Here is a 17,431-nt window from a genome sequence, read left to right on the forward strand (position 1 = left end):
CCTTTTTGTACAGGGCAATAATAATTATAAAAAAACTAGTTGGATATGTTCTGGGTAACACCTGAGACTGCTACCCATTATTGTACTTAAATTCTTGTATTTCTAAATCAGTTTTTAAGTCTGAAAGATTATTTTTTAATAAAGCTCAGAGTTTCTGTAGTTTTACCGTCTGTTACTTCCACAATATATTTTCCTGTAGATAAAGCTGTTGTATTGATAGATTTCGAATACTGAACAGCAATAACCTTTTGTCCTACAGCGTTATAAACATTTATTAAAGCAGCATTTTCTTTGAATGCCGGATTCAGTTGTAACTGTAAATTTTCCTTTACCGGATTTTCAATGATCTTTGTAAGTGTTTTGTTCTTTTTTACATCCTTTGTGCCTAAAGTTGCCGTAGCATAAATCGCGATTTCATCAATATTTATATTCTGAAGATTTGCCGGTTTTCTGTTGGACCAGATTCCTATGTAAATTTTCTTTCCTGCAAAAGTTGAAAGATCTACAATACTTTCTACAAACTCGGTAAGATCTGAAGAGAATGGGTTATTGGTAGATCCTGCAGATATTTTATAAGGATTCGGAAGCTCATTTCCATTAGCATCTACTGCCAAAGCCTGAAAGTCTGCCAAAGCGGGAACTGGTTTCTCAGGAGTGCTTACATAAATATAAAGGTCTCTTCCGACAATAGCCTGATTTAGTTTTTGTCTCCCTAGCTGAGCAATGAATGTGATCGTTCCTCCGGCAGTAGACAAATCTATTTCTGGAGAGATGATCCAGTCATTTTCTGAAGCAAATCCTCCTGCAATACCACTAGGAACCAAATTGGTAGAATGTCTGAGAACTCCGGCGCTTCCATATGCCATAGAAGTACCATTTTGATAAATGTTCTGTCCCTGAGCCCATTTGTTTCCATTATTATTCAGATCATGGATGGTCCAGCCCTGAAGATCATCAGCAGTATCAAAAGTGTTTCCCCATATAAATTCCTGTGCGAATGCAGCTTGTGACACCCATATGATAGATAATAAAAATAGTTTTTTCATAATATTTGTTATTAAGATTTTTTAAAAGAAAAAAGCAGGGAAAGACACAGTGCTTTCCCTGTTTATAAGAATTATTCCTGAATTGAGAAATCATATTTTGTCCAGATTCCTTGGAAGTTTCCACAATTTCTAGGACTTACGCTCCATGTTAATCCTTCGTTAAAGAATGGCTGGCTCATTCCCCAAAGAGCTGCAGAAGTACCTGTTAATAGGTTTCCTGCCGGGATCCCCGCTGTTCCTGCTCCTGTAACAGAAGTTCCGAAACCGTGTACCTGAATTGAACTTAAATTAGACGCTGCAGAAAGCTCAGAACCTGTATTTTCTACTTTGATTCCTACCGGATATCCTGTAACTACGGCGTTATTTAATGTTAATTTCCCGTGTCTTCTGATGTGGATACCGTTTTCATAAGCAAGCCCTTGTCCTGTTACTCCATTTTTTGCCCCGATAATAGTAAGGTTGTTGATGGTAGGGTTTGTAATCAATGAAGTTGCAGTACCTGTTGCGTTGTTATCCAATTCGATACCGTTAGAATCAGGAGATCCTCCGCTTACGGTGTGTGCTGATTTGTAATCTGCTAAAGACAATGCACAAGTAATAGTTCCTGTATATCCGTTATCGAAATCGAAATTGTCATCTTCTGCTGCAAAAGACACTAAATTAGAAGCATTTACAGTTCCTCCGAAGAATTCAAAAGAGTCATCCTGTCCGTAAGAAACCTGAATATGATCTAAAGTAGTACCATTTCCAACCCCAGCCAATGTTAAAGCATTAACTTCGTTTCCAGAGTTAGCCCCTACGAAATCATACCCTGCAAATTCAATACGCACATATTTTATTGTACCTGCATTATGTCCGGAAGTTGTTCCACCAAAATAGAAATCAGGATTATTAGCTGGCAATCCTTCTACCGTAGTAGTAAAAGGTACATTGGTAGGAGCATCACCTAAAAGGATAATTCCTCCAAAGTCCCCAGGTACGGCAGTTGTAGTATCATCTCCGTCCAATAATCTGTAGCTTGTAAAAACAATTGGCTGAGATTCTGTTCCTGTAGCATTAATTTTACCTGTTTTGGTAATAACAAGAATACCTGAACCTTCCCCTATTGCATTAGGTTTTGCTTTGATGAAAGTTCCTGGCTGAATGGTAAGTGTTGCTCCGTTTTTTACGGCTACAGTACCATCAATTTCTATTACTCCACTCCATGTTGTATTAGAAGTAATATCACCGCTTACTTTAGTTACTGGAAGTGCAGAAGCTGTAATGTATTCAGCTGAAGTAGATTTCATTTCGAAAGGAGTAGAAGAATCTGCTAAATGATCATTTTGACAAGCTGTAAGTGATAATGCAGCAGCTGCAATTAGAGTTAATCTTTTCATTGTTATAATTTTTGATAGATCCGGTTATTTATTTTTATGACCAGAAATTTTTAATATTCAGAAATATCTGCCTCTATATTTCTGCGATTTGGTTATTGTTTACATCCTACAGTTCAGGAGGAGCTGAATTGTCTGAGTTCCCTGTTATTCCACTATCTCCCGGGAAAAGTTAATAGCGTCCGGTTTTTGATTGATTCGGTACTGCTGTGCGCATCATCAGTATTCCTCCGACTCGTTTTCCAGGATTCCGAAACCTGTACGCTTCTATATTGAGAGCTCTTTTTATCTAATAAGGATTAAAATGTATAGTTGACACTCAATCCGAATATTCTTCCGCTGTAAGCACGAAATAGTATCTTATCAATATCTTTATCATATTTATTGGTTGCTCCAGGCACAATGGTTTGTAATTCCCGGGCAGTTTTATCCCCCGTGTTGTCAGTATACCCTAGATAAGAATTATAGTTATTGTAATATTCCTTCACCCTGTTGAAGAGATTCCTTACACTCAGTTTTAGTTCCAGATTTCTGTTCTTTAAAAGCTTATATGAAACCTGTGCATCTGCTACAGCATAAGGACGCTGGATCTCTTCTCCATTATAAGAGTAGCCCACCGTTATATACTGATCTCCTTTTGCGTTATATAAAAAGCTAAACCCTAATCTTTCTCCATCATACATTAATCCTAAGTTATAAGCGTAAGGAGTTTGCCCGTAAAGAGGTCTGTCTACTTCATAGGTAGCATCCTGATCTGTTGTTTTCGCTTTATCTTTAAAAGCAATCACTTTTGTTATGTTATAAGTGAAGTTTCCATTTATGAAAAGTTTTTCCATGAAAGAATCGGCTGCAATAAAGCCCAGGTTTTTTCTGACCTCTGCTTCAAATCCTTTTAATTTTGCGTTTTTAGAATTCCCGTTATAAAGTTGTAAATTTCCTTCGCTGGTAATATATCCTTCTCTCTCAATAGGTCTGTCGATATCCTTATAATACAACCCTGCTGAAAATATTTCTCCTAATCCCGGAAACCACTCAAACTTAAAATCGTAGTTATTAACTACCGATGATACCATATCTGTATTAAAAATCTGCCCGTTGGCTATAGGATCAAAATAAGGCAGTCCGGTTCTCTCATTAAACTGGGGACGAATAACAGCTTTGTTATAAGCAAGTCTCAAATTGATTTTATTCGTAGGACTATAGGTAAAATTTACAGAGGGCATCCATTGCCATGGCTTATCATCAATTCCTGTTTTTGTAAAATTATTGGAGTCTTTAGTTTCCATTTGCTGAGAAACAAGATCATATTGAAAATACTCAGCACGTAATCCCCACACGAGCCTGAATTTATTTTTCCAACGGTTATCAAACATCACATACGCTGCATGCTGCTCTACTTCTCCTTCATATTTACCATCTACGAACAACGGTCTCGTTTCCCACCCAATACCCCCCGGTACATAATGAGAACCATCAAACCAATCTGAAAGGGCACCATACATTTCCAGAACTTTTGGATTCGGAACGTTTCTGTTTCCATCTACTCTCAATAAAAATTTCTGCTGCTGATTGGTATTGCTTTTTGAAGCTCCGGCATATCCTATCTTAATATCATTTTTAAAACTTCCTCTATCCATGCTCCATTTGAAAGAAGCTCCATAATTATAATCAGTTTCTTTACTGCCAATATATCCTCTCGCAAAATCACTTGCAGAATTATTGATGATGTGATAATTCAGAATCTCACGTCCTATGAATTTATATAAAGTATTGTATTGAGTATAATCCTTAGTATCTGATGAAACTCCAGTTCTGGCAGCATACCAGTTGACTTCCATGTTCCCTAACTTATGATTTCCTTCCAACTTGTTCTGTAAAAACATCTGATAAACAGGATAATCTGTATTATTGGTAAAAGGTTTTTCTAAAGATGAAATTTTTGATGGATCATTATTGGGAATTATTCCGTAATAAAAATAATTATAGGAAGCTTCTGCATCAGAACGGTTCCCGCTTCCGCTTGTATATTCATCCCAGCCTGTAATTCTTGTGAGGGTATTGTCATAGATATGAGTATATGAATTACGGAGTGAAATTCTGCTTTTTCCCAGCTGTAATCCAAGATTCAACATCCCTGCTACTGTAGAATTATAGTTATAAGAAGCCCCCTTATTCTTAAAATTATAAAAAGGCATTTTTCCATTGGCATCAAAGGCAAAATCTGTCGTATCCAGCCAGTTTCCTCTTCCTGTATGATCTATATCCAGCTTATTCTGTTCATTTCTGATGATAAATGCTCCTGCAAAACCCCATTTATTATTATTTTTCAGCGCATAGGTTCTTCCTAAGGCAAGCTGCAAATTGGAACCCATATCACCTTTTGTTCTGTAATTCGTGAAGTTGTCATTTTTAAACTGGCTGGACTGTTCGAAAAACATAGGATTAGTCCAGTTCATAGCCTGAAGCCCTTTCGGGAAGTCTCTTGTTCCGTCATCATACCCGAAATAATCATACTTTCCCCGCTTACGGGTAAGAAACTCTTTAAAAGCCGACTGATCGTTATAAGAAGTTCCCATGCTTACGGTTGTAAAGTTCTCATTGGGAATATCTTTAGTTCTTACTTCTACAAAACCTCCTGCGAAGCTTGCATTCATATCCGGTGTTGCAGATTTGCTTACGACAACACTTTCTACCATTGCCGTTGGGATAATATCAAAAGAAAAGTTCTGATTATATGCCTCCGTACTTGGAAGATTAATTCCGTCCATTGCCGCTGTATTCCAACGTTCCCCCATTGATCTTACAACAACATATTTATTATCTATAGTGGTAATTCCTGTTACTCTTTTTAGTGTTCCTCCCACATCATTATCCGGAGTTTTGGAAATTTGTTCTGCAGAAATACCGTCACTCATCTGGGCTGCTTTTTTCTGCTGAGCCAGTAATCCTGCCTGTGTATCCGCTTTACGGGTTGCTGTAACCAACACTTCCTTGATGTCTGTAATTTTATCAGAAGCGGCGTTTAAAGCAAATGAAACCGTGTTCGTTTCCTTATTACTAATAGATAGTTTTTCTACTCTGAGCGTATTATATTTAGAGGCTTTTATTGTTAAATTATATATACCTGACGGCAGATCCGTTGAAAAATCTCCATTATTGTCTGTCGACATCGTTTTTCCTGCAATAGTAATCTCAGCTCCCACAATAGGATTTCCTACCTCATCAACGATTTTCCCGTAAAGACGTCCGTTTCCCGGTACGGCAACATTTCCGCCTTCATATTTTATCGAAATAAGATCACCGTGCAAACGAAATACAACCGGAAGACCATTTGTAATGTCTTTCAGACAACTATGAATTGATGAATTTTCACATTTTATACCTTTTACCTTCAATTCTTTAATATCAACCTTTGAATAGGCAAGCCTCATTCCTGTTTTTCCGGCAAAATCTTCCAGAACTTCAATTAACGGTCTGCTTGCAGGTACAGAAAATGTAACTTTCTGAACCAGCTCCTGTGCTTCTGCGGCAACAGTAAAAAATAAGGCTGCTATGGTAAGACCACATTTCAAACTTTTCATACGTAAGTGTTTCTCTTTAGATTTAAGATTATCTGATTATTATTTTTTTAAGAGGTAGGTATTATCTTTTTTCTGCACTTCAAATCCAAGTATAAAAGCCAGTGATTCAATATTTTCAGCGACAGTTCCTCCGGTAAAATCGGCAGTAATTCTTTTATTTTCAGTTTCTTTCGGATAATAGATCTTTGTATTATAATTGCTTTCCAAAACAGCAATCACCTCGTTTAGGGGAACATCATTAAAGCTTAAAGACAATAATTTTGAGATAGCCTTTCCAGAGGTCTTATCGGGAACAAATGAGATCACCGCAGTAGTATGAGCAACCCCAAAATTCGTCCACTTCTGATTAGGTTTCAGGAAAGAAACAGGAGCTCCTACAGAAGATACCGCAACTTTACCTTCGTAAAGGTCTACCGCTTTGCTTTTCCCGGATTGTGAAATTTTAAACACGGTTCCCAATACCTTAGTACTGAAACCATCTGCATTCACAATAAAAGGATGAGTCTTTGATTTTGCAATGGAGAATACAGCATCACCCTTTAAATCTACCACTCTGGTAGCAGCCGGAAATGATTTTGCTACAGTAAGCTCGGCGCCCGGTAATAAAGTAACCACCGATCCGTCCTCAAGATGAATAATTTTTTCTCCGGATTCTGCAATATAGATATCCGGCTTTATGAATGTATTATAAATAAGAAATCCTCCTAATGATAACAGAAGAACTACAGCCGCAGCTGCCTGATATGCATATTTTTTATAGCTTCTTACAGGAATGCTTCTTCCGGCAGCGTTAAAATAAGACTCTAATCCTGATAACACTCTTCCTTTAGATTCATGCATATGAACGGTATCCAGATCTTTTTCTGCATTATTATTCCATTGCTTTAAAAGTTCCGTTTCCTTTTCTGAAACTTTTTCCTCTGATACTTCTCGTTCCCAAAGTTTGAAAACAAAGACTTCAATATTTTTATAGTTAATTTTTTTCATAAATAATTCATAGTATTCACAGATACTTCTATCTATAAGACTATGAAAATGAAAAACTTCCCCAGAGGATTCTTAACATTCTATTCATATTAAACACAAATTCCCGATCATTTTAATCTTTTTTTACATTTGCTCAACATTAGCTTCATATTAAAGCCTTGTTTTTCAGAAATATTTAACCTTACCATAATTAAAGTTCACAAAAAGTTAATTTTCCTTTAGGTAATTTTGTTGCAGCGATATGAATCTAACAGACGAAATATTATTAAAGAAAATAAAATCAGGTGATCGACCTGCATTTATGCTGCTGTACGAACGTTATTGGGATAGTCTGTACCGTTTCGTTTTTGTACGAACCAAGGATAAAGAAGTTTCTGAGGAACTCCTTCAGAATCTCTGGGTGAAAATCCTTGAAAATACAGATGCCATACAGACTGATGATTCCGAAAGTGCAAAAGGCTACCTGCTTAGGCATCTTCATTACAGAATCTTAGATTATTATAACAGTTTTAAAAAAGCGCCTCCCACATTGAGTATTGATGAATTTGAAACTCCCGCAGAACTGAATATTTCCGATACGGAATATTTTGAAATCCTGGAAGAAAACGAAATTTCTGCGTTATTATCTTTAATTGATGAAGTAGTGGCACGTCTTTCTCTCACGGAACAGCAGGTCTATGAAATGAGAATCCGACAGAATATGTCTGTCAATGAAACGGCAGAAGCCTTGGGAATAAGTAATAAAACGGTTAGTAATAAACTGAGTAAAGCGTTAGGAGAAATCAGAGAACAGCTCAGTCCGGAATATCAATCTTCAAAGAAATTAATATCCATTATTATGCTGATGGAAATTCTCACCAAATACTGATAATAAAGAATAAAAGCAAAAAAATAGTTGATTCAAATATTTTTAATCATGATTATATACTGATTTTATACACACAGCGCTGCCCTCCTGAAATAATATGATCTATCCTTTCCACCGTATATTCTTTTCCGATTAATGACTGAAAATTTGAAAGTTCGGCACGGCAAAATCCCTGGCATTCTGTAGCTGCAGCACAGATCGGACAATGGTTTTCAATCAGAAAATAATCTTTACCTTCTTTTTTCCATTCAGCCATGTAACCTTCTTTAGTTCGGGCTTCGGCAAGAGCTTCCAGCCGCTGTTCAAGATTTTTTGTTTTGGAGAGTGCTTTTTCATAACGCTCATGCGTATTTTTTTCACGATCACTGATCAATAAATCCAGAGCATTTTCACCTAACAGATTTTTAACGGATTTCAGAAGCTGAACTGTTACTTCTGCATGAGTATCAGGAAACTGAGCCAGTCCTTTTTCTGTAAGTATATAATAAGTAGACGGTCTCCCTACCCCCTCACTTTTTACCATAGGCTGAATCAGCCCGCTTTCAGCAAGGTTCAGTAAATGCTTTCGCGCACCTTCTTTTGTGATGGATAATTCTTCCGAAATAAGAAGTGAAGTAGCTTCTCCTCTCATCTTTAAAAACATCAGAATGCGGTCTGCAGCCGGCTTCTTCATTTGACAATATTTAGGTTGTTTTATTTTTCAACAACAAAGATAGTCATTTTCTATAATCTTAAAATAAAAACAACAAACACATGATTTACAATATATTAAATACAATATTCTGCTAGTCAATAAAACAACTTTTTAGTTGTTTTATTCAAATATATTGCTACCTTTGTCTCACATTAATCAAAAATAAATGCAATGAAACCATTTACACTACCTCAATTACCTTATGCTTATGATGCATTGGAACCATTCATAGATAAAAATACAATGACGATCCACCATCAGCGTCATCACCAGGCTTATGTAGACAATTTAAATGCTGCTTTGGAACAGACCAATGAAACCCATCCTGACCTTGATTCATTACTTCAAAGAGTAAGCGAATACAGCCCTGCCGTAAGAAATAATGGTGGCGGACATTACAACCACTCTTTATTTTGGGAAATTCTTTCTCCTAAGCCAAAATTAAATCCAGAAGGAAAACTGAATGATGCTCTTATTTCAACTTTTGGAAACCTTGAAGATTTTAAAGCTGAAATGAAAAAAGCAGGACTTGGACAATTTGGCTCCGGCTGGGTATGGTTGTCTGTGAAATTCAACGGATCTCTTATGATAAGTGCTACTCCTAATCAGGATAATCCAATGATGGATGTGCTGTCAATGAACAGAGGTTTCCCGATTCTTGGAATAGATGTTTGGGAACACGCTTATTATCTTGCTTACCAAAATAAAAGAGCAGATTATCTGGATTCATTCTGGTCCGTATTGGATTGGGCGGTAGTAGAAAAAAAATACGATGACGCGCTTTTAAAAATAAGATAATCTTACAACTTTTTAGGACAAAACAGAAGCAATGGATACACCGATTTTCATCAATAAAGCAGCTGCCTCAGGAATTATAGCCTTAGATCTATTGAAATACAAACCCACAATGGAGGTTATGGAACTGGATATTAAAGAACATCTTTTCATGGAAATGATCGTTAAGGAAAAAGAATTCAAGGAATCAATTGCGAAAACGGATTTTTCTATATATACAGGTAAAGCAGTAGCAATCATATGCTCTACTGAAGCTATTATTCCACCTTGGGCATTTATGATATTGATGGAAAAACTACAACCATATGCTGCATACACCGATATAAACAGTTTCGATACAGTTCTTCTGGATCTGTGGAAACAAAACCTTTTAAGTGCAGATCTGGAGCAGTATCATGATCAGAAAGTGGTTGTGAAGGCGGGACCTGATATTGCTCCGGCACTTTATCTTTTGGCAACTTCCCTACTAAAACCATTGGTTAAGAGCTTAATGTATGGCGAAATAGGTCTGCCAAAAGTCATATTCAAAAAATAAAACAATATGAAAGCAATCATATTTAACGGATCACTGGAAAGAAGAACAGAATCTACTTCCGGGCTGATTTCCGGATATCTATCAGAACGCCTGAAACAATCAGGCATTCAGACTGATATTTTTACACTTGCAGATTCAGGAATTCCTTTGTTTGATGTCACCTTGACGAAAACACCTTTAGCCGTGGAGCGAATGACTCAAATGTTTCAGGATGCTGATGTTCATTTCTGGCTGGCACCTCTTTATCATGGAAGCATCCCGGGAGTGATGAAAAACTGTCTGGATTGGCTGGAAGTTACAGCAAACTCTTATGAACCCTATCTTACAGACAAAACTGTAGGATTGGTATGCTGGGCAGACGGTTTACAGGCAATGCAGGGTATCAATGCGATGGATGCCATTGCAAAATCACTAAGAGCATGGACACTTCCCTTCAGTGTACCGATTCTAAAATCGTCATTGTTTCGTAATGATGATCCCAAACAGATCTCAGATTTTTATTCCGGGAAACTGGATAAGCTTGTTAATATCGCAACAACTAAGAAAATTGAAAAAAATATAATAAATCAATCATAACATGATAGAAACAGATATACTGATCATTGGTGCCGGTCCTGCGGGGTTATTTACGGTTTTTGAAGCCGGTCTTCTCAAAATGCGTTGCCATATCATTGATGCATTGCCACAGATGGGAGGTCAATTATCAGAATTATATCCCAAGAAACCCATTTTTGATATTCCGGGATTTCCAAGTGTACTGGCGGGCGAGCTGATTGACAATCTTTATGAACAAATCAAACAGTTTGAACCGGGGTTTACATTCAATGAAACGGCTGTACATCTTTTAAAGCTGGAAGAAAATCTATTTGAAGTCATTACAGATAAAGGAACAAAACACAGAGCAAAAGCAGTGATTATTGCCGGTGGTCTGGGAAGTTTTGAACCTAAAAAACCACCTATTGACAATATTGAATTCTATGAAGATCGTGGAGTAAATTATTTCATCAAACGTCCCGAAGATTATGCAGGAAAGCATGTCGTAATTGCGGGTGGTGGTGATTCGGCACTGGACTGGACTATACATCTGGCAGAAATTGCCTCTTCATTGACGTTAATTCACAGAAGAAACGAATTCCGAGGTGCATTGGATTCTGTAGAAAAAGTAAAAAAATTAAAGCATGAAGGAAAAATCAGTCTGATTACTCCTGCCGAAGTTATCGGAGTTAAAGGTGAACATTCCTTGCAGGAAATTATAGTGGAAAAAGAAGGTGCTGTTCAGACTATAGAAACGGATTATTTTATTCCTTTATTTGGGTTGGTTCCTAAGCTTGGACCTCTTTCAGACTGGGGGCTGGAACTTGAAAAAAATGCCATCAAGGTAGATAACAGTACGGATTTCCAAACGAATATCTCCGGGGTATATGCTGTGGGTGACATTAATACATATCCTTATAAAATGAAGCTGATCTTATGTGGATTCCATGAAGCTGCCATTGCCTGCCAAAGTATTTACCAGCGTCTTAATCCAAATAAAAAATTTGTTCTTAAATATACTACCGTAAGCGGTATCGAAGGTTTTGACGGAACAAAAAAACAGGCAGAAAAACAAGTAGTAGCAACGATTGACTAACAACCATGAAAGATGAAATTACAATTACAGTAACGGATCAGTCCGGGACAAAACATACCCTTATCTGTCCGCTGGAAATGGGGCTGACCTTAAAAGACATTTGTAAAGCCTATGAACTTCCCATGGAAGCGATGTGCGGCGGAATGGCAATGTGTGCCACCTGCCACTGCTTTATTCTTAGCGGCGAAACATCATTGCCTGAAAAAAGTGATATAGAAGATGCTCTTTTATCTGAACTCTTTAACTCAAAATCAACCAGCAGATTAGCATGCCAAATCTATCTGACAGCTCAAATGGATGGGCTTTCACTAGAAATTGCAGCAAATTAAGAGGTTCAAAATACAAGTTTGCACAGTTTATGATGTAATAAATTGTTGGAACTGTTTTAATTAAGTTTAGTAGGGATTTCCAAAACAGGACCATGTTGAAGAAGTCCCTTTTTTACAACATTTAAAAATAAAAATATGGCTATAAAAATAACTGATGACTGTATCAATTGTGGAGCCTGCGAACCAGAATGTCCCAATTCAGCCATTTATGAGGGTGCCATCGACTGGCGTTGGCAGGACAAAACAAAGCTTTCCGGTAATGTAACTTTCCCCGACGGTACAACAGCAGATGCAGGAGCCTACAATGAAGCGGTTTCCGATGAAGTATATTATATTGTATCCGGAAAATGTACGGAATGTAAAGGATTCCACGAAGAACCACAATGTAAAGATGTATGTCCTGTAGATTGTTGTATTGATGATCCGGACCATAGAGAAACGGATGAAGTACTTTTGGATAGGCAAAAATTCATGCACGGAGCTTAATCCGAAAGATCAATTACAATAGTTATTTTATTTCTAAATTAACCACATAGATTACATAGTTTCAGAATATTAAATTTTTATGTATCCTTTAGTCTGTAACAAAAATAAAGGATACATAAAATTATAAAAAGCATTTAAACATTCGTGCATCCGTGGCAAAAAACTCACGTATCTATATGGCTTACAACACCCTTTGATTCCAAAAACCTATTTCCCTTTAATTAAACTAACCACATAGATTACATAGTTTCAGAATATTAAATTTCTATGTATCCTTTAGTCTGTAACAAGAAATAAACGATACATAAAATTATAAAAAGAATTTAAACATTCGTGCATCCGTGGCAAAAAAACTCACGTATCTATATGGCTTGCAACACCCTTTGATTCCAAAAACCTATTTCCCTTTAATCTCGTTAAAGATTTTTTGCGTAAAAGGAGTTTCAACAGTAAGCTCTTTTCCATAATTTAGAATAGCTCCGGCAAACAACTCCAATTCATTTTCTTTTTTCCCGGAATGAACGTCCAATTGTAAAGATGTAGGGGTTCCGAACGGGAATGTAGAAGCTTTTTCAAATGTTTTTTCTATAATATCTTCAGGAAGCTGAATTTCTTTTTTGTCAGAGATCAGTTTTATTTCCTTCATTATTTCTGTCGCTTCATTTTTTTGCTGTTCATCTGTACAAACAGTTCCAATGGATGAATTATACTTTGCCGTTACCAATCCAAAGCTTGCAATAAAGAAAAACTTCGTCCAAATATCCGCCAGCGAATTATCTTTAAAATCAAAATCAATTTTACTTTCCTGAAGTAAATCTTTTATCCATGCTACGTCGCTTGAGAAATGTTCAGGATCTCTTCCTACAAACATCTTTCCGGATTTTCCTTTATGCTCTACTGTCCCTCTTTCTTTAATATGAGAAGCAACATAAATACAGGTTGGCAGGATAATATGATCAGGAAGTATTCTTCGGATTCTGTCGTAAATATCTGCGCCATTCATCATAGGAAGCAACACGGTATCTTGGGTGATAACATTCGCAAGTTGCCTGCAAACATTTTCAAGATCATATTCTTTAACGCAGATCAGGACAAGATCAGGATTTTTAATATCACTGATATTTTCGACAATAACATTTGGGTAAGTTCTATCGTTGGGATGTTCCGGTGAAATAAGAACCAATCCGTTTTCTTTTACTTTATGATAAGTTTCTCCTCTTGCAACAAAAGAAACAGTATATTTTCCGGAGACTTCATTCTCCTGATTGATTTTAAAGCCAAAATATCCTCCTACACCTCCTAATCCTACAACTACAATATGTTTTTTATTCATGAAATTATTTTTGACAAAGATGAATGACAAATTTTAATCTATCACTTGACAAATGAAAAGAAATGCTCATTTAAAAGTAAAAATTATAAAAGGAGCTTAAATAATTTCCTTAAACGCTAAGTACGCTAAGGTATTTTTTACAATGCTTTATTTACGAGCGCAAGGGCACTCCGTTCAGCAAAGGAATATCTCCGTATAATAACTTAGCTTAGTGAAACGCCATTGCGAACGAATATATAAAATTCCTAATTCAATTCTTAGCGAGCCATGCGTTTAAATAAAAAATTATTAAACTGACAGTAACTTCCCATTTCCATCTCTTACTTATTAATATCCCTTCTGATTCTACTCAGTGAACTGTCTTTAATTCCAAGATAAGATGCAATAACCTTTAAAGGAACATGCTGAAAAATTTCAGGATCTTTTTTCATCAGGTTAAAATACCTTGTAGAAGCTTTCTGACTTGCCATTTCAATAAGTCTGTCATGAATATTGTGATAATTTAATACAAAAAGAAGCCTGCTAAACTCTCTGAACTCAGGAATATTATGAAAGTTATATTGCACATTTTCCAAACCGGTTTCCCAAAAGGTACATTCTGTAATAGTCTGATAAATCTCTTTTGTCGGCTGTTGTCTGAAAAACGACAAAAAATCGTTCACAAAACAAGGTGCTGCATAGATATTGGTTGTAATCTCTTCATTATCTTCATTTAAAAGATAGGAACGAACATAACCTTTTTCCAGAAAATAGGTCTTGGTACTTACGGTATTCTGATCCAGCAAAATTGTATTTGACTTTAAATCAAAATGATTGAAGGTTTCCGTAATTTTTTCCACCACTTCATCTTTTATACTGAATAAAGAATGAAAATAATTATTAATTGATGACTTATCCATTGAAAATTACAATGCTATCTGTTTTTAGCCGTCTAAAATAGGGATAATTCCGGAATTTGGGTTAAAATATAAATCGAAGAAAGTACTTGACAAATCTTCGATTTTTCTTTTTCATAGGAAGGAAATAATTATTATAACTTCACGGCTTTCGCTGCTATGTAAGTGGGTAAGAATTAATCTTCAGACATCACTTCATCATACGTCACAGTATCTGCAATTTCCTGATATTCTTCCCATTCGGTTTCCAGCTGTTTATTCGTTTTCATTTCTTCTTCAAGCTTCAATGTTTCACGATATTGCTTTGCTTCTGCTGTCAGAGTCCATTTACAACCAATTCCTACAGATTCAAGATAATTTCTTACATCATGAATATTTAATCTAAAAAACTCTTTTCTTGGATTGATTTTATTAAGCTGACTTTTCAGGAATTTTCTGTGCAATTGTTTTTCCAGTGCCGGTGCATCTTCAGAATAAATCATTGCATGAACATCAAACTCAAACGGAACACTAGCATCCCCCAATTCACGGACACGATCAAGAGGCTCCAAGCGTCTGGTCATTCCTATTTTATACACATCTTCACCAAATGAACCAATATTTGAAATAATATAAACGTTTCCTGTTCTGGTCTGCTGTGCCATTGATATTGCTCTTTGATTCTTTTCTTCTGCCTGAACAAGCTTTTGCTGTAATTCTTCCAGCTTTTGTTGGAAAAGAAGTTTTTGTTCTTCATTAGCTCTTGCTACCTGAGATTCCGCTTTTTCAATTAATCTTTTTAAAGTCTGCTCTTCTTTTTCAGCTTCTTTGATGGCTTTTTCGTATTCCTTACGTGCGCGTTCTTCTTCACGGATCTGCTCACGAATCTGCCTTTGTTCTTCTTGTTCCTGCCACTTTAATTCCTGAGCGACAACCGCCCATTTCAGTTCTTCTACTCTTGCGCTGTGATATACTTCCGAGATTCTTGCATTTCTGAAAGCCTGTCCATTAAAATTAACCAGCTGAAAAGCATCATCCATCTTTTGCTTTAATATCCCAAAGTTGTCTTTTTTAACGGAAGATAAAATAGAATCTACCTTTCCGTTATAAGCATCAATCACAAAATCGATAGCCGTAATTCTGCGGGACTCGTCCATATAATCACAGATTCCTGCTTGCCGGCTAATGATCATTTGCTTATTATTCTGACGAAGTTTTTTAAGATTCTCACCTGCTTCTTTATGACCAAAATCTTCTGCAAGTTCATCTAACAGTGTGTAAGTTGGAATAAGATATTCATTTCCATAGCCTTTGATTACATTTTTCATTGCTTTAATTCTATCAGCAATTTGGTCAGATTCTCTCAAACTTCTGTAAGCATCACCTCCAATTGATTCCGCTCTTAATTCTGCATTGTCTACAATACGTTTAGATTCATTGACGGCATTCTCATACAGTAATTCTATTTCTCTGGACTTCTTTTCTGTCAATTCCTTTACATTTCTACGCATTTCTTTAGCCTGATCCTGTGCGTCGGAAAGTTCCAGCTCTGCCCTTGCTTTTATCTTAAGACTATCTCTTTGTGCTTTCTGTAATAAATATTCACATTCTACCTTTACATCAATAATATCCTGATACTTTCTCAGAGCATCATTATGCTGCTGCAATTCTGTATTCTTTTTGCTTAAAAGACCTTTATCTGTCTGTAGTCTTGATACATCAGTTTTTAATTTTGATATATCAGTTCTTAATTGATTGTTTTCACTCTTTAAATTTGTAATCTGAGTATCTTTTACCGCTGATTGTTTATTTACACTACTTAATCTTCCAAATGCAAACAATAACAATAAAATCAGAAAAATGATTAATAAAATTTCCATGGTTTATGTTGAATTATATAGATCACAATAGTAAGTAAAACCTTGGTTTTGTATTTATGGGAAACCGTAATAAAAGTACTCTCTTGAATATTTCTTTATATTTGATGGAGAAACAAATAATAAACATGAACAACATCATATTAGAATCTGAACGACTCATCCTACGTTCGTTCAAAGAAAGTGATATCCATAATGTACATGAAATGCTGCTGAAACCTGAAAGCACAATATTCAATCCTACCTCTTATTCTGACGATATCAACGAGACCCAAAAGCTGATCAATACATGGAGATCAGAAGCTGAAGCTGAAGAAAACCGTAAAAAATTCACTTTTTTAATAGAAACAAATATTGATCACATGTTTGTAGGTATTATTGGCATTGATATGATTAAGCTTCATTATAAAAATGCTGAAATATGGTATAAACTCTGCCCGGAAATATGGGGAAAAGGGTATGCAACTGAAGCTCTGGAAAGAGTCATTCAATTTGGTTTTGAAGAACTGAAACTACATAGAATTGAAGCAGGTTGCGCTATTGATAATATCGCCTCTTATAAAGTCATGGAAAAATCAGGAATGATAAGGGAAGCTCATCGCAGAAAACTCTTACCTTTAAAAAGCGGCTGGAGTGATAATTATGAATATGCTATTCTGGAAGAAGATTATTTCTCAAAATTATAATCCTGTTATCTAACATGATCAACCACTAGCGTTTACCACATTTCACAGACTGTTTCGTGTATTGAATTCTTTTATCCTTGTTATCCTTGTCAAGGTTTAAAACCTTGACAAGGATAGACTACAGAGACACTTTTTTCAACATTATTGTGAAGGATCAAGATTTATAAACGCTTCATAAACACAAATACAACATACTGATTTATAAAACAATAAAAATAAAAACACCATGAAAAAATCATAAAAAAACACTATTTCGCCACTACAATTCAGTCCTGATTTTGAACATTTTTAATAGGTTTTTGGTAAGAATAAGCACCATCAAAAGGCGTAAAT

At 36.0% G+C, this 17,431-nt stretch carries 16 protein-coding genes; 8 read left to right on the plus strand and 8 right to left on the minus strand.

Annotated features, from left to right (window positions below; all coding sequences use genetic code 11):
- Window positions 1–128: 128 nt before the first annotated feature.
- The 4 genes from AC5YGG_RS06745 to AC5YGG_RS06760 all read right to left on the minus strand — a co-directional run bounded on the left by AC5YGG_RS06745 (window position 129) and on the right by AC5YGG_RS06760 (window position 6,990).
- Window positions 129–1,046 carry a choice-of-anchor J domain-containing protein gene (locus AC5YGG_RS06745; RefSeq protein WP_496143734.1) on the minus strand — a complete coding sequence of 306 codons (918 nt, stop codon included), beginning with the start codon at window positions 1,044–1,046 and terminating at the stop codon, window positions 129–131.
- Window positions 1,047–1,117: 71 nt separating this feature from the next.
- On the minus strand, window positions 1,118–2,425 hold the full coding sequence (locus AC5YGG_RS06750; protein WP_496143735.1) for a beta-helix domain-containing protein: 1,308 nt from the start codon (window positions 2,423–2,425) through the stop codon (window positions 1,118–1,120).
- Between the two features lie 296 nt (window positions 2,426–2,721).
- The gene (locus AC5YGG_RS06755) at window positions 2,722–6,003 is read right to left on the minus strand and encodes a TonB-dependent receptor (protein ID WP_496143736.1); all 3,282 of its coding nucleotides are present in this window, start codon (window positions 6,001–6,003) and stop codon (window positions 2,722–2,724) included.
- Window positions 6,004–6,042: 39 nt separating this feature from the next.
- Window positions 6,043–6,990: a FecR family protein gene (locus AC5YGG_RS06760; RefSeq protein ID WP_496143737.1), complete on the minus strand. Its 948-nt coding sequence runs from the start codon at window positions 6,988–6,990 to the stop codon at window positions 6,043–6,045.
- 241 nt (window positions 6,991–7,231) lie between these two features.
- Here AC5YGG_RS06760 and AC5YGG_RS06765 point away from each other — a divergent pair, with 241 nt between their 5' ends.
- Window positions 7,232–7,858 (plus strand): RNA polymerase sigma factor, encoded by a 627-nt coding sequence (locus tag AC5YGG_RS06765; protein ID WP_496143738.1) that lies wholly within the window; start codon window positions 7,232–7,234, stop codon window positions 7,856–7,858.
- A gap of 52 nt (window positions 7,859–7,910) precedes the next feature.
- Here the strand turns inward: AC5YGG_RS06765 and AC5YGG_RS06770 are convergent, their stop codons facing one another.
- Window positions 7,911–8,531 carry a helix-turn-helix transcriptional regulator gene (locus AC5YGG_RS06770; protein WP_496143739.1) on the minus strand — a complete coding sequence of 207 codons (621 nt, stop codon included), beginning with the start codon at window positions 8,529–8,531 and terminating at the stop codon, window positions 7,911–7,913.
- Window positions 8,532–8,723: 192 nt separating this feature from the next.
- On the opposite strand from AC5YGG_RS06770, the gene AC5YGG_RS06775 reads away from it, so the two are divergent.
- From AC5YGG_RS06775 to AC5YGG_RS06800, 6 genes are all read left to right on the plus strand, one after another.
- On the plus strand, window positions 8,724–9,350 hold the full coding sequence (locus AC5YGG_RS06775; protein WP_496143740.1) for a superoxide dismutase: 627 nt from the start codon (window positions 8,724–8,726) through the stop codon (window positions 9,348–9,350).
- Window positions 9,351–9,381: 31 nt separating this feature from the next.
- Complete coding sequence (locus AC5YGG_RS06780) at window positions 9,382–9,882, plus strand: DUF2480 family protein (RefSeq protein ID WP_496143741.1); 501 nt, start codon at window positions 9,382–9,384, stop codon at window positions 9,880–9,882.
- A 6-nt stretch (window positions 9,883–9,888) separates the two neighbouring features.
- Window positions 9,889–10,458 (plus strand): NADPH-dependent FMN reductase, encoded by a 570-nt coding sequence (locus AC5YGG_RS06785; RefSeq protein ID WP_496143742.1) that lies wholly within the window; start codon window positions 9,889–9,891, stop codon window positions 10,456–10,458.
- A 1-nt stretch (window position 10,459) separates the two neighbouring features.
- Window positions 10,460–11,512 carry an NAD(P)/FAD-dependent oxidoreductase gene (locus AC5YGG_RS06790; protein WP_496143743.1) on the plus strand — a complete coding sequence of 351 codons (1,053 nt, stop codon included), beginning with the start codon at window positions 10,460–10,462 and terminating at the stop codon, window positions 11,510–11,512.
- Between the two features lie 5 nt (window positions 11,513–11,517).
- Window positions 11,518–11,841: a 2Fe-2S iron-sulfur cluster-binding protein gene (locus tag AC5YGG_RS06795; RefSeq protein WP_496143744.1), complete on the plus strand. Its 324-nt coding sequence runs from the start codon at window positions 11,518–11,520 to the stop codon at window positions 11,839–11,841.
- A 135-nt stretch (window positions 11,842–11,976) separates the two neighbouring features.
- A complete protein-coding gene (locus AC5YGG_RS06800) occupies window positions 11,977–12,327 on the plus strand; it encodes a 4Fe-4S dicluster domain-containing protein (RefSeq protein WP_496143745.1) in 351 nt (116 codons plus the stop codon).
- A 397-nt stretch (window positions 12,328–12,724) separates the two neighbouring features.
- Here AC5YGG_RS06800 and AC5YGG_RS06805 read toward each other — a convergent pair whose 3' ends face one another.
- From AC5YGG_RS06805 to AC5YGG_RS06815, 3 genes are all read right to left on the minus strand, one after another.
- Complete coding sequence (locus AC5YGG_RS06805; RefSeq protein WP_496143746.1) at window positions 12,725–13,660, minus strand: ketopantoate reductase family protein; 936 nt, start codon at window positions 13,658–13,660, stop codon at window positions 12,725–12,727.
- A gap of 320 nt (window positions 13,661–13,980) precedes the next feature.
- Window positions 13,981–14,559, minus strand: a complete 579-nt coding sequence (locus AC5YGG_RS06810; protein ID WP_496143747.1) for a Crp/Fnr family transcriptional regulator — start codon at window positions 14,557–14,559, stop codon at window positions 13,981–13,983.
- A gap of 173 nt (window positions 14,560–14,732) precedes the next feature.
- Window positions 14,733–16,415 (minus strand): GIY-YIG nuclease family protein, encoded by a 1,683-nt coding sequence (locus AC5YGG_RS06815; RefSeq protein ID WP_496143748.1) that lies wholly within the window; start codon window positions 16,413–16,415, stop codon window positions 14,733–14,735.
- 125 nt (window positions 16,416–16,540) lie between these two features.
- Here AC5YGG_RS06815 and AC5YGG_RS06820 point away from each other — a divergent pair, with 125 nt between their 5' ends.
- Window positions 16,541–17,098, plus strand: a complete 558-nt coding sequence (locus AC5YGG_RS06820; protein WP_496143749.1) for a GNAT family N-acetyltransferase — start codon at window positions 16,541–16,543, stop codon at window positions 17,096–17,098.
- Window positions 17,099–17,431: the final 333 nt, after the last annotated feature.

The organism is Chryseobacterium sp. CS2K3 (genome assembly GCF_059515185.1).

Bases quoted from the DNA above. Each gene is read 5' to 3' on its own strand.
- AC5YGG_RS06795 (WP_496143744.1), top strand. From the start codon at position 11,518: ATGAAAGATGAAATTACAATTACAGTAACGGATCAGTCCGGGACAAAA.
- AC5YGG_RS06770 (WP_496143739.1), bottom strand. From the start codon at position 8,531: ATGAAGAAGCCGGCTGCAGACCGCATTCTGATGTTTTTAAAGATGAGA.
- AC5YGG_RS06815 (WP_496143748.1), bottom strand. From the start codon at position 16,415: ATGGAAATTTTATTAATCATTTTTCTGATTTTATTGTTATTGTTTGCA.
- AC5YGG_RS06805 (WP_496143746.1), bottom strand. From the start codon at position 13,660: ATGAATAAAAAACATATTGTAGTTGTAGGATTAGGAGGTGTAGGAGGA.
- AC5YGG_RS06820 (WP_496143749.1), top strand. From the start codon at position 16,541: ATGAACAACATCATATTAGAATCTGAACGACTCATCCTACGTTCGTTC.
- AC5YGG_RS06745 (WP_496143734.1), bottom strand. From the start codon at position 1,046: ATGAAAAAACTATTTTTATTATCTATCATATGGGTGTCACAAGCTGCA.
- AC5YGG_RS06780 (WP_496143741.1), top strand. From the start codon at position 9,382: ATGGATACACCGATTTTCATCAATAAAGCAGCTGCCTCAGGAATTATA.
- AC5YGG_RS06755 (WP_496143736.1), bottom strand. From the start codon at position 6,003: ATGAAAAGTTTGAAATGTGGTCTTACCATAGCAGCCTTATTTTTTACT.
- AC5YGG_RS06760 (WP_496143737.1), bottom strand. From the start codon at position 6,990: ATGAAAAAAATTAACTATAAAAATATTGAAGTCTTTGTTTTCAAACTT.
- AC5YGG_RS06790 (WP_496143743.1), top strand. From the start codon at position 10,460: ATGATAGAAACAGATATACTGATCATTGGTGCCGGTCCTGCGGGGTTA.
- AC5YGG_RS06765 (WP_496143738.1), top strand. From the start codon at position 7,232: ATGAATCTAACAGACGAAATATTATTAAAGAAAATAAAATCAGGTGAT.
- AC5YGG_RS06785 (WP_496143742.1), top strand. From the start codon at position 9,889: ATGAAAGCAATCATATTTAACGGATCACTGGAAAGAAGAACAGAATCT.
- AC5YGG_RS06800 (WP_496143745.1), top strand. From the start codon at position 11,977: ATGGCTATAAAAATAACTGATGACTGTATCAATTGTGGAGCCTGCGAA.
- AC5YGG_RS06810 (WP_496143747.1), bottom strand. From the start codon at position 14,559: ATGGATAAGTCATCAATTAATAATTATTTTCATTCTTTATTCAGTATA.
- AC5YGG_RS06775 (WP_496143740.1), top strand. From the start codon at position 8,724: ATGAAACCATTTACACTACCTCAATTACCTTATGCTTATGATGCATTG.
- AC5YGG_RS06750 (WP_496143735.1), bottom strand. From the start codon at position 2,425: ATGAAAAGATTAACTCTAATTGCAGCTGCTGCATTATCACTTACAGCT.